6 protein-coding genes are annotated in these 11742 nt (G+C 45.0%); all 6 read left to right on the top strand.

The window, feature by feature from the left end:
• Positions 1–44 precede the first annotated feature (44 nt).
• The 6 genes from L4B77_RS17775 to L4B77_RS17750 all read left to right on the top strand — a co-directional run bounded on the left by L4B77_RS17775 (position 45) and on the right by L4B77_RS17750 (position 11207).
• Complete coding sequence (locus L4B77_RS17775) at positions 45–2243, top strand: heparinase II/III domain-containing protein (protein WP_429752057.1); 2199 nt, start codon at positions 45–47, stop codon at positions 2241–2243.
• A gap of 2 nt (positions 2244–2245) precedes the next feature.
• The gene (locus L4B77_RS17770; RefSeq protein ID WP_429752055.1) at positions 2246–4414 is read left to right on the top strand and encodes a heparinase II/III domain-containing protein; all 2169 of its coding nucleotides are present in this window, start codon (positions 2246–2248) and stop codon (positions 4412–4414) included.
• A gap of 304 nt (positions 4415–4718) precedes the next feature.
• The gene (locus L4B77_RS17765; protein WP_429752053.1) at positions 4719–5438 is read left to right on the top strand and encodes a FadR/GntR family transcriptional regulator; all 720 of its coding nucleotides are present in this window, start codon (positions 4719–4721) and stop codon (positions 5436–5438) included.
• Positions 5439–6012: 574 nt separating this feature from the next.
• Positions 6013–7791 (top strand): sodium:solute symporter family transporter, encoded by a 1779-nt coding sequence (locus tag L4B77_RS17760; protein WP_429752051.1) that lies wholly within the window; start codon positions 6013–6015, stop codon positions 7789–7791.
• Positions 7792–8012: 221 nt separating this feature from the next.
• Positions 8013–10091: a DUF4962 domain-containing protein gene (locus L4B77_RS17755; protein ID WP_429752049.1), complete on the top strand. Its 2079-nt coding sequence runs from the start codon at positions 8013–8015 to the stop codon at positions 10089–10091.
• A gap of 234 nt (positions 10092–10325) precedes the next feature.
• A complete protein-coding gene (locus L4B77_RS17750) occupies positions 10326–11207 on the top strand; it encodes an NAD(P)-dependent oxidoreductase (RefSeq protein WP_261839485.1) in 882 nt (293 codons plus the stop codon).
• Positions 11208–11742: the final 535 nt, after the last annotated feature.

The raw sequence follows: 11742 nt of genomic DNA, 5'->3' as shown, positions 1-11742 counted from the left end.
AAGTTTAAAAATAGATAAACTCTTCATTGAGGGTGACAAAGAATATGACGACTAAACCAGTATTGTTGACTGAAGCAGAAATCGAGCAGCTTCATCTTGAAGTGGGCCGTTCTAGCTTAATGGGCAAAACCATTGCAGCAAACGCGAAAGATCTAGAAGCATTCATGCGTTTACCTATTGATGTCCCAGGACATGGTGAAGCAGGGGGTTACGAACATAACCGCCATAAACAAAATTACACGTACATGAATTTAGCTGGTCGCATGTTTTTGATCACTAAAGAGCAAAAGTACGCAGACTTCGTTACAGACTTACTAGAAGTGTACGCAGACAAATACCTAACGTTTGATTACCACGTACAAAAAAACACCAACCCAACAGGACGTTTGTTTCACCAAATCCTGAATGAACACTGCTGGTTAATGTTCTCCAGTTTGGCTTACTCTTGCGTTGCTTCAACATTGACACAAGAGCAGCGTGACAACATTGAGTCTCGCATTTTTGAACCCATGCTAGAAATGTTCACAGTTAAGTACGCACACGACTTCGACCGTATCCACAACCACGGCATTTGGGCCGTCGCTGCTGTCGGTATTTGTGGTCTTGCCCTTGGCAAGCGTGAGTACCTTGAAATGTCAGTGTACGGCATTGACCGTAATGATACTGGCGGTTTCTTAGCGCAAGTTTCTCAGCTGTTTGCACCTTCTGGCTACTATATGGAAGGTCCTTACTATCACCGTTATGCGATTCGTCCAACGTGTGTGTTCGCTGAAGTGATCCACCGTCATATGCCTGAAGTGGATATCTACAACTACAAAGGTGGCGTGATTGGTAACACAGTACAAGCGATGCTTGCGACGGCTTACCCGAACGGTGAATTCCCGGCTCTGAATGATGCTTCTCGTACTATGGGTATCACAGACATGGGTGTTCAGGTTGCAGTCAGTGTTTACAGCAAGCATTACTCTTCTGAGAACGGCGTTGACCAAAACATTCTTGGTATGGCGAAGATTCAAGATGCAGTATGGATGCACCCATGTGGTCTTGAGCTATCTAAAGCCTACGAAGCCGCTTCTGCAGAGAAAGAAATTGGCATGCCTTTCTGGCCAAGTGTTGAATTGAACGAAGGCCCTGAGGGTCACAACGGCGCGCAAGGTTTTATCCGCATGCAGGATAAGAAAGGCGACGTTTCTCAACTTGTTATGAACTACGGCCAACACGGCATGGGTCACGGCAACTTTGATACGCTGGGTATTTCTTTCTTCAACCGAGGTCAAGAAGTACTGCGTGAATACGGCTTCTGTCGTTGGGTGAACGTTGAGCCTAAATTCGGCGGCCGTTACCTAGACGAAAACAAATCTTACGCTCGTCAAACAATTGCACATAACGCAGTAACGATTGATGAAAAATGTCAGAACAACTTTGAGGTTGAGCGCGCGGATGCAGTACATGGCTTGCCACACTTCTTCAAAGTAGAAGACGATCAAATCAATGGCATGAGCGCATTTGCTAACGATCATTACGAAGGTTTTGACATGCAACGCAGCGTGTTCATGCTTAACCTTGAAGAATTAGAATCTCCGCTATTGATCGATTTATACCGCTTAGATTCAGAAAAGGGTGGCGAAGGCGAGCATCAATACGATTACTCACACCAATATCAAGGTCAGATTGTTCGCACTAACTTTGAATACCAAGCAAACAAAGAGCTGAACACTTTAGGTGAAGACTTCGGTTACCAACACCTATGGAACGTGGCAAGCGGTGAAGTGAAGGGCACAGCACTGGTCAGCTGGCTACAAAACAACACCTACTACACGTGGCTAGGCGCAACGTCTAACGATAATGCGGAAGTGATCTTTACTCGCACTGGCGCGAATGACCCAAGCTTCAACCTACGTTCAGAGCCTGCGTTTATTCTCCGCAGCAAAGGCGAAACAACACTGTTTGCTTCTGTTGTTGAAACGCACGGTTACTTCAACGAAGAATTCGAGCAATCAGTGAATGCACGTGGTGTTGTGAAAGACATCAAAGTAGTGGCTCACACGAATATCGGTTCGGTAGTTGAGATCACCACAGAGAAATCAAACGTGACAGTGATGATCAGCAACCAACTTGGCGCGACTGATAGCACTGAACACAAAGTAGAGCTGAACGGCAAAGTATACAGCTGGACAGGCTTCTACTCAGTAGAAACAACTTTAAACCCAGAATTAGCAAGCACAGCAGAGCAGGGGAAATAATAATGAGCTATCAACCACTTTTACTTAACTTTGATGAAGCCGCAGAGCTTCGTAAAGAACTTGGCAAGGATAGCCTTTTAGGTAACGCACTGACTCGCGACATTAAACAAACTGACGCTTACATGGCGGAAGTTGGCATTGAAGTACCCGGTCACGGTGAAGGCGGCGGTTACGAGCACAACCGTCACAAGCAAAACTACATCCATATGGATCTAGCAGGCCGTTTGTTCCTTATCACGGAAGAAACAAAGTACCGTGATTACATCGTTGATATGCTCACTGCATACGCGACGGTGTACCCAACACTTGAAAGCAACGTCAGCCGTGACTCTAACCCTCCGGGTAAGCTGTTCCACCAAACGTTGAACGAGAACATGTGGATGCTCTACGCTTCTTGTGCGTACAGCTGTATTTACCACACCATATCTGAAGAGCAAAAGCGTCTGATCGAAGATGATCTGCTTAAGCAAATGATCGAAATGTTCGTTGTGACTTACGCACACGACTTCGATATCGTACACAACCACGGCTTATGGGCAGTGGCTGCAGTCGGTATTTGTGGCTACGCAATCAACGACCAAGAGTCGGTAGACAAAGCGCTTTACGGCTTGAAACTAGATAAAGTCAGCGGCGGTTTCTTAGCGCAACTTGACCAACTGTTTTCGCCAGACGGCTACTACATGGAAGGTCCTTACTACCACCGTTTTTCGCTACGTCCAATTTACTTGTTCGCAGAAGCGATTGAACGTCGTCAGCCTGAAGTCGGCATCTATGAATTCAACGATTCCGTGATCAAGACAACGTCTTACTCGGTATTCAAAACCGCATTCCCAGACGGTACATTGCCAGCTCTGAACGATTCATCGAGGACAATCTCTATCAACGATGAAGGCGTTATCATGGCAACGTCTGTGTGTTACCACCGTTACGAGCAGACAGAAACTCTGCTTGGTATGGCGAATCACCAACAAGACGTTTGGGTTCATGCTTCAGGTAAAACACTGTCTGACGCGGTTGATGCAGCTGACGACATCAAAGCATTCAACTGGGGCAGCCTGTTTGTCACCGACGGCCCTAAAGGCGAAAAAGGCGGTGTGAGCATCCTTCGTCACCGTGATGAGCAAGACGGCGACCCTAAGACTGCAGATACCATGGCGTTGATCTGGTTTGGTCAGCACGGCTCAGACCACCAGTATCACTCTGCGTTAGACCACGGTCACTACGATGGTCTGCACCTAAGCGTATTCAACCGTGGCCACGAAGTGCTGCACGATTACGGCTTCGGTCGCTGGGTAAACGTTGAGCCTAAGTTTGGCGGTCGTTACATCCCAGAGAACAAGTCTTACTGTAAGCAGACGGTTGCTCACAACACAGTCACGGTTGATCAGAAAACACAGAACAACTTCAACACAGCATTGGCTGAGTCTAAGTTTGGTCAGAAGCACTTCTTCGTAGCAGACGACCAGTCTCTGCAAGGCATGAGTGGCACCATTTCTGAGTACTACACGGGCGTAGACATGCAACGCAGCGTGATTCTCGCTGATCTGCCTGAGTTCGAAAAACCGCTCGTGATCGATGTGTACCGCATCGAAGCTGACGCTGAGCACCAGTACGACTTACCTGTTCACCATTCTGGTCAGATCATCCGTACTGACTTTGATTACCACATGGAAAAAACGCTTAAGCCGTTAGGTGAAGACAACGGTTACCAGCACTTATGGAACCTTGCTTCAGGCAAAGTAAACGAAGAAGGTTCTCTAGTAAGCTGGTTACATGACAGCAGCTACTACAGCCTAGTAACCAGCGCGAATGCGGGCAGTGAAGTGATTTTTGCTCGCACAGGGGCGAACGATCCAGATTTCAACCTTAAGAGTGAACCTGCGCTGATCTTACGTCAGTCTGGTCAGAACCACGTGTTTGCTTCTGTACTCGAAACGCATGGTTACTTTAACGAGTCTATCGAAGCCTCTGTGGGCGCTCGTGGCCTAGTTAAATCAGTATCGGTTGTCGGTCATAACAGTGTCGGAACGGTTATTCGCATTGAGACGACTTCTGGTAACACTTACCACTACGGTATTTCAAACCAAGCTGAAGACGTGCAACAAGCCACTCACACTGTTGAGTTTGCGGGTGAGATATACTCGTGGCAAGGATCATTTGCTCAACTGTAAATGATTGACACGCAAGTTGTTTAACGACGGCTTGTGTTGATGTGGAGCTTTGCGGGAACGAAGCATCACATTGAATTCAGTCGTGATTGCAAAATTGTTCGTTGATACCCACAACGACTGAATACATCGGGAATAAGTTAAACCGAGTCACTCACTACGAGTTGCTCGGTTTTTTTATGTCTGAAAAGCATGAGTGGATAGGTGGTGGGTATGTGTGCTCTTTGCTCAATTGGCTGTCGGTTGAAATACTGTTATAGTGAAACTTAAATCAAACAAAAACATAACATATAAAATAAGTGAACTTATGGTTACCACTTTTAATTCTATTTCGGGTTCGAAGCGCAGCCTGCACGTACAAGTAGCGCGTGAAATCGCTCGTGGAATCTTGTCTGGCGAATTGCCACAAGGTTCTATTATTCCTGGTGAAATGGCGTTGTGTGAACAGTTTGGTATCAGCCGAACGGCACTTCGCGAAGCAGTTAAACTATTGACCTCTAAAGGTCTATTAGAGTCCCGCCCGAAAATCGGTACTCGTGTAGTAGATCGTGCATACTGGAACTTCCTTGATCCTCAACTGATAGAGTGGATGGACGGCCTAACTGACATAGACCAATTTTGTTCACAGTTCTTAGGTCTTCGTCGTGCAATTGAACCTGAAGCGTGTGCACTAGCGGCAAAATTTGCGACGGCTGAGCAACGTATTGAGCTGTCGGAAATCTTTCAAAAAATGGTCGAAGTGGATGAAGCTGAAGTGTTTGATCAAGAGCGTTGGACAGACATTGATACGCGTTTCCATAGCTTGATCTTCAATGCGACAGGTAATGATTTTTACCTGCCATTCGGTAACATTTTGACGACTATGTTCGTTAACTTCATTGTGCACTCTTCTGAAGAAGGCAGCACATGTATCAATGAACACCGTAGAATTTATGAAGCAATCATGGCCGGTGACAGTGACAAAGCACGTTTAATGTCAGCAGCGCACTTACAAGATGCCAATCACCGCTTAGTACCGGTTAGTTAAACAGGGTTTTGAATCTGATTTGAGCCACTGACAGGCTTGTTTAAACCATTTAAAAGGTATGCCACGCGCATGCCTTTTTTTATTAAATATCTCCAAGGCTTTTCTTAAGGTACTTTGCTCGTTATCAAACCATTCATTCGTTTTAAGCACTGGCTTCGCTCTGGCACCAAGCCAGAATTGTGAAGTGATGTAGGGCGAAATCAATCATTTAAGGGTGGAGTTGCTAAGTATTATTGTCTTATAAATGAAGCGAGGTGTGGAGGTAAGAGTCATTGTCATTCTACAATACTAGCACTCAATAAGTGTTATGGYTGTCTTATTTATTACGTTTGAAAATTGAATTATCGAGTTAATTTATTGATTTTAAATGATTTTGTGTTTTTTTGTGGTCGAATTTAAGTTTACTGATTTAAATTGGCTATGAATTAGTCATATTCCATCCTATGTCATATATATGATGTTTTTAACCAATCAAAATAAGATCGCCATCACTTATTTACGTTATTGTACTACAAATAGGTAGCAATGTTTTCTATAGTACTTGTAAGAAATTACTTCGGACAAAGGATACACGATGGAACTCAACACGATTATTGTCGGCATTTACTTCCTATTCTTGATTGCAATAGGTTGGATGTTTAGATCATTTACCAACAACACTAGTGATTACTTCCGTGGGGGCGGTAACATGTTGTGGTGGATGGTTGGTGCTACCGCCTTCATGACTCAGTTTAGTGCATGGACATTTACCGGTGCAGCAGGCAAAGCCTATAACGATGGGTTTGCTGTAGGTGTCATCTTCGTCGCCAACGCATTTGGTTATTTCATGAACTTTGCGTACTTCGCTCCAAAGTTCCGTCAACTACGTGTAGTAACGGTCATTGAAGCTATTCGTATGCGTTTCGGTGCGACGAATGAACAAGTCTTCACTTGGTCTTCAATGCCAAACAGTGTTGTTTCTGCGGGTGTATGGTTAAACGCACTAGCAATCATCGCTTCTGGTATTTTTGGCTTCGACATGACAGCAACGATCTGGATTACTGGTTTGGTTGTATTGGCAATGTCAGTAACTGGTGGCTCATGGGCGGTAATCGCATCTGACTTCATGCAGATGGTTATCATCATGGCGGTGACTGTAACATGTGCTGTTGTTGCGGTTGTACAAGGTGGCGGCATTGGTGAAATTGTGCATAACTTCCCAGTACCGGAAGGTGGTACTTTCCTTGCTGGTAATAATCTTAATTACCTCAGTATCTTCAGTATTTGGGCATTCTTCATTTTTGTTAAGCAATTCTCTATCACGAACAACATGCTTAACTCTTACCGCTACCTAGCGGCTAAAGACTCAAAGAATGCGAAGAAAGCAGCTCTATTAGCATGCGTACTCATGCTTGGTGGTGTCTTCATTTGGTTCATGCCTTCTTGGTTTATTGCCGGTCAAGGTGTCGACTTAGCAGCAGTTTACCCAGAGGCAGGTAACAAAGCGGGTGACTTTGCCTACCTATACTTCGTACAAGAATACATGCCAGCAGGTATGGTCGGCCTTCTTGTTGCAGCGATGTTTGCCGCAACAATGTCTTCAATGGACTCAGGTCTAAACCGTAACTCAGGTATCTTTGTTAAGAACTTCTATGAAACGATTGTTCGTAAGGGCAACGCAAGTGAGAAAGAGCTGGTAACGGTTTCTAAGATTACTTCTGCCGTATTTGGTATCGCTATTATTCTTATCGCACAGTTCATCAACTCGCTTAAAGGTTTGAGCTTGTTCGATACAATGATGTATGTAGGCGCACTTATCGGCTTCCCAATGACAATTCCTGCATTCCTTGGCTTCTTCATTAAGAAGACTCCGGACTGGGCTGGTTGGGGTACGCTGGTCGTGGGTGGTTTTGTTTCTTACTACGTAGGTTTTGTTATTAACTCTGAGATGGTCTCGTCTATCTTTGGGCTAGAAGAGCTAACAAGCCGTGAGTGGTCAGATGTTAAAGTGGCGATTGGTCTAGTCAGTCACATTGCTCTGACGGGTGGCTTCTTCATGTTATCAACGCTGTTCTACAAACCTCTAAGTGACAAACGTCAGGCAGATGTAGATAAGTTCTTTAGCAACCTAGAGACACCACTTGTTTCTGAGTCTGCAGAACAGAAAGTTCTCGATAACAAGCAACGTCAAATGCTTGGTAAACTCATCGCAGCAGCTGGTGTTGGTGTGATGCTGATGGCACTGCTTTCAAACCCAATGTGGGGGCGTTTCGTCTTCATCTTATGTGGTGTGATAGTGGGCGGCGTTGGTATGCTACTTGTCAAAGCTGTCGACGATGGCGGCAAGCAAGCAAAAGCTGCAACGCAAGGCTAATCATCGCAAAGGTAATAAATAGAATAATGCGACGAGCCGAGAGGACGTCGCATTTTTTTTGCTCTACGAAACAGGCAAATCGTCAGGTGAATATATCTGACCTAAATCACGAAAACTGTACAAAATGGTTCAATCGAATCAAAATACATCCAATTGTCCTACAATATGATGTATATTGTTGCTTAATTCCTTTCAATCAACTTGAAGATAAGTGAGTTAGAATGAGCGACCAAAAATCTCTTGATGCAATCAGGAAGATGAAGCTGGAGAATGATACTTCAGCAGGTAATCTTGTAGACCTACTTCCTATCGAAGTACAGAAGCGTGACTTCGATCTATCATTCCTAGACAACTTGAGCGAAGCGCGTCCACGCCTTCTTGTTCAAGCTGATCAGTTAGAAGAATTCAAAGCGAAAGTGAAAGCCGATGAAGCTCACTGCATGTTTGATGATTTCTACAACAATTCGACGGTTAAGTTCCTTGAGACTGCTCCTTTTGAAGAGCCTCAAGCGTACCCAGCAGAGACAGTAGGTAAAGCTTCTCTGTGGCGCCCTTACTGGCGTCAAATGTACGTTGATTGTCAAATGGCACTGAACGCAACACGCAACTTAGCGATTGCTGGTGTTGTAAAAGAAGACGAAGTGCTCATTGCTAAAGCAAAAGCTTGGACTCTAAAGCTGTCTACGTACGATCCTGAAGGCGTAACTTCTCGTGGCTATAACGATGAAGCGGCTTTCCGTGTCATCGCAGCGATGGCTTGGGGTTACGACTGGCTACACGGCTACTTCACCGATGAAGAACGTCAGCAAGTTCAAGATGCTTTGATTGAGCGTCTAGACGAAATCATGCACCACCTGAAAGTGACGGTTGATCTATTGAACAACCCTCTAAACAGCCACGGTGTTCGTTCTATCTCTTCTGCTATCATCCCAACGTGTATTGCGCTTTACCACGATCACCCGAAAGCAGGTGAGTACATTGCATACGCACTCGAATACTACGCGGTACACTACCCACCATGGGGCGGTGAAGACGGCGGTTGGGCTGAAGGCCCAGACTACTGGAATACGCAAACTGCATTCTTAGGCGAAGCATTCGACCTACTAAAAGCCTACTGTGGCGTAGACATGTTCAATAAGACATTCTACGAAAACACCGGTGATTTCCCGCTTTACTGCATGCCGGTTCACTCTAAGCGCGCGAGCTTCTGTGACCAGTCGTCAATTGGTGATTTCCCAGGTTTAAAACTGGCTTATAACATCAAGCACTACGCAGGTGTTAACCAGAAGCCTGAGTACGTTTGGTACTACAACCAGCTTAAAGGTCGTGATACTGAAGCACACACCAAATTCTACAACTTTGGTTGGTGGGACTTTGGCTATGACGATCTTCGCTTCAACATCCTATGGGATGCACCTGAAGAGGAAGCCCCATCGAACGATCCACTGTTGAAAGTCTTTCCAATTACGGGTTGGGCTGCATTCCACAACAAGATGACTGAGCGTGATAACCATATTCATATGGTATTTAAATGTTCTCCGTTTGGCTCAATCAGCCATTCTCATGGCGACCAAAACGCATTCACGTTGCATGCATTCGGTGAAACGCTAGCGTCAATCACGGGCTACTACGGTGGTTTCGGTGTTGATATGCACACAAAATGGCGTCGTCAAACGTTCTCTAAAAACCTGCCACTATTTGGCGGTAAAGGCCAATACGGCGAGAACAAGAACACGGGTTACGAAAACCATCAAGATCGCTTCTGTATTGAAGCGGGCGGCACTATCTCTGACTTCGACACTGAATCTGACGTAAAGATGGTTGAAGGTGATGCAACAGCATCTTACAAGTACTTCGTTCCTGAAATCGAATCTTACAAGCGTAAGATCTGGTTTGTTCAAGGTAAAGTATTCGTAATGCAAGACAAGGCAACGCTTTCTGAAGAGAAAGACATGACTTGGCTAATGCACACGACGTTCACAAACGAAGTGGCAGACAAGTCTTTCACTATCCGTGGCGAAGTGGCGCACCTAGACGTAAACTTCATCAACGAGTCTGCGGATAACATCACTGCAGTTAAGAACGTGGAAGGTTTTGGCGAAGTTGACCCATACGAGTTCAAAGATCTTGAAATCCACCGTCACGTTGAAGTGGAATTTAAGGCATCAAAAGAGCACAACATCCTGACGCTTCTTGTTCCGAACAAGAACGAAGGCGAGCAAGTTGAAGTGTCTCACAAGCTTGAAGGCAACACGCTAATGCTAAATGTTGACGGTGAAACGGTTTCAATCGAACTGTAATTCGCTGAAGCAACAGAAGCTAGATATTAAAAACTCCGAGTGAAAGCTTGGAGTTTTTTTTAGTATATAGTTCCTGGAAGGACAAAGCGTGCCCGATATTTTCTCGTAAAGTGAACCTCGGTCACAACTTGCGTCTAACCCTCGAATCAATACCCTAAAACTATTGCGTAACAAGAAAGACGTCGTTATTATAATGAGCATATAATCATACAATACTATATTTGGAGTTTGAACATGACTAAACCTGTAATCGGTTTCATTGGCCTAGGTCTTATGGGCGGCAACATGGTTGAAAACCTGCAAAAGCGCGGCTACCACGTAAACGTAATGGATCTAAGCGCTGAAGCTGTTGCTCGCGTTACCGACCGCGGCAACGCAACGGCATTCACTTCTGCTAAAGAACTAGCAGCGGCAAGTGACATCGTTCAGTTTTGTCTGACAACTTCTGCTGTTGTTGAAAAAATCGTTTACGGCGAAGATGGCGTTCTAGCGGGCATCAAAGAAGGTGCTGTAGTTGTAGACTTCGGTACTTCCATCCCTGCTTCTACTAAGCAAATCGGCGCAGCTCTTGCTGAAAAAGGCGCGGGCATGATCGACGCACCTCTAGGTCGTACTCCTGCACACGCTAAAGATGGTCTTCTGAACATCATGGCGGCTGGCGACATGGACACTTTCAACAAAGTTAAACCTGTTCTTGAAGAGCAAGGCGAAAACGTATTCCACCTAGGCGCTCTAGGTTCTGGTCACGTGACTAAGCTTGTAAACAACTTCATGGGTATGACGACTGTTGCAACTATGTCTCAAGCTTTCGCTGTTGCTCAACGCGCTGGTGTTGATGGCCAACAACTGTTTGACATCATGTCTGCAGGTCCATCTAACTCTCCGTTCATGCAATTCTGTAAGTTCTACGCGGTAGACGGCGAAGAGAAGCTAGGTTTCTCTGTTGCTAACGCAAACAAAGACCTTGGTTACTTCCTTGCTCTTTGTGAAGAGCTAGGTACTGAGTCTCTAATCGCTCAAGGTACTGCAACTAGCCTACAAGCTGCGGTTGACGCAGGCATGGGTAACAATGACGTACCTGTTATCTTCGACTACTTCGTAAAACTAGAGAAGTAATTGACGTACGACCTCGCTAGGGTATTGCCTGTCTTTTCGGCGGCGATCTCTCAGCGAGGTTCGTTTTTTCTGTACTATCCATTTCCTCGTTAAAATCTTCGACTTCCAGCATTTTACTTGCACCTATTCAAGTTCTCTACCACTCTTTTACAGCCTCTATTCCTTCTCTCTAATCTATTTCTATCTGTAAATTCAAAACCTTTTAGCGACCAACTTGTTACCCAGCTTTTTCTTTGCAAGCTTAAAACCAGCGCACTTACGCGATAGTTGGTGTTGCTTTAATGCTGATAAAAAGAAAGTAAAAAAAAACCCACACAGCTGGTGACTGTGTGGGCATGTTCGGACGAGCCGTCTGGAAAAAAATGCGCAATAGTAAGTGAAAAACGAATAACGAGAACCCCCGACAGTTTCTACGTTAACGTGTTCTAAGACCTCAAAGCCGCGGCTTCAATTATCACTTTGAATTGAACAAAGGCATCCAGAAAGAACTTAAGTTATGATTCAAATACACCATATAATAAGACTTATTGTATTA

The organism is Vibrio minamisatsumaniensis (genome assembly GCF_050337445.1).
In the GTDB taxonomy this organism is placed as follows: domain Bacteria; phylum Pseudomonadota; class Gammaproteobacteria; order Enterobacterales; family Vibrionaceae; genus Vibrio; species Vibrio artabrorum.
The sequence above is the reverse complement of the archived record's forward strand: the minus strand, read 5'-3'. Positions and strand labels throughout refer to the sequence as shown.